This is a genomic window from Paenibacillus sp. OT2-17 (genome assembly GCF_009827695.1).
GTDB lineage: Bacteria > Bacillota > Bacilli > Paenibacillales > Paenibacillaceae > Paenibacillus > Paenibacillus polymyxa_B.
Window position 1 is genome coordinate 1 of sequence record NZ_WUDQ01000815.1, and the last position, 1253, is coordinate 1253.

At 41.0% G+C, this 1253-nt stretch carries 3 protein-coding genes; all 3 read right to left on the bottom strand.

Annotation, left to right across the window (positions count from 1 at the left end; genetic code table 11):
* Positions 1-190 (bottom strand): oxidoreductase (locus GRP75_RS30590; RefSeq protein ID WP_483311124.1); only part of this gene is annotated, 190 nt, incomplete at its 3' end.
* Positions 187-717: an oxidoreductase gene (locus tag GRP75_RS27330; protein WP_337194284.1), complete on the bottom strand. Its 531-nt coding sequence runs from the start codon at positions 715-717 to the stop codon at positions 187-189. The genes GRP75_RS27330 and GRP75_RS30590, both read right to left, overlap by 4 nt.
* A 147-nt stretch (positions 718-864) precedes the next feature.
* Positions 865-1131: a hypothetical protein gene (locus GRP75_RS27335; protein WP_192513325.1), complete on the bottom strand. Its 267-nt coding sequence runs from the start codon at positions 1129-1131 to the stop codon at positions 865-867.
* Positions 1132-1253: the final 122 nt, after the last annotated feature.

Sequence of the window (1253 nt, forward strand, 5' to 3'; positions counted from 1 at the left end):
CGTGAAGATAAGCTAAATTCAATTTAGCTAATTCTTTCGTCAAGTAACGGTAAAGATCTGGCCCTTGTTCACCATCTTGAATTCCGCCAAGAGGGGTTCCTGGAGAAATACGGAAACCAGTTCTCTCTGGTCCAATCTCGTCAACGACGGCTTTGGCTACTTCAATCGCAAACCGAGCACGATTTTCTATAGAACCACCCTACTCATCTCTCCGCGTGTTTGAATTTTCTCCAATAAATTGGTAATTAAATATCCATTTGCTCCATGAATTTCAACACCGTCAGCGCCTGCTGCAATAGCTGCAGCTGCAGCTTTTCGATAATCTTGAATGGTTGTTTGAATCTCTTCTTTACTCAGCTCACGTGGTACAGGGATATGCTGCATTCCTGTAGCCGTAAACGCTTCTACTCCTGGGGCAATTGCAGATGGTGCAACCGGCTGCCGATGATGTGGTGTATTATCAGGGTGCGATACACGACCGACATGCATTAATTGAATATAGATGTATCCGCCTGCTTCATGCACAGCACTTGTAACCTTTTTCCACCCTTCAATATGCTTTTCTGTATAGATCCCAGGTGTCTTTAAGTATCCTTGACCATCGTCTGATGGTTGTGCACCTTCCGTAATTAGAAGTCCCAAGGAGGCACGTTGAGCATAATAAAGTGCAGCCAACTCTCCAGGTGTACCATCTTCTTGTGCTCTACTGCGTGTCATTGGCGCCATCGTTAGTCAATGAGGCAATTCCATGTTTCCAATTTTTGTTTTACTCCATAATCTCGCCATCTTTATTCCTCCTATTTAAGTGAGATAAATTGAATTCTACATATTTACAAATAGATTTAAAATTATAAAATAACTGGATTAATTTTTCCTCTTTAAATTGAAGGTATAATTTCGATCTACAATTCTTACCACTTCGTTGCTATCATATAGGTTCACCATGAAACCTGCCATTTGCTTAGCAGTATGATATTTAGGCATGTTTGCTTCAAAATCAAAAGCTTCAGTATCTATTGATTTTTGTGCAAATTCTGACTCCGTAATAGCTGGTGTTAAGATTTTCGCCTTTAACTTCTGGCAACAATGATCAATTTTTTCCCCAAGCAGCAAACGCCAACGCAGTCTCATTACCGATTCCTGAATTTGCTCCAGTAATTACTCTAGACGACGTGCAAAAGGATATCCTCTATGCTCGATTTCTGGAAGAACTCAAGCGCAATATCGCCCCTGTGGTCAAAAATCGAACATTC

Excerpts from the sequence above, each read along its gene's own strand:
- GRP75_RS27335 (WP_192513325.1), bottom strand. The coding sequence starts at position 1,131 with ATGAGACTGCGTTGGCGTTTGCTGCTTGGGGAAAAAATTGATCATTGT.
- GRP75_RS27330 (WP_337194284.1), bottom strand. The coding sequence starts at position 717 with ATGACACGCAGTAGAGCACAAGAAGATGGTACACCTGGAGAGTTGGCT.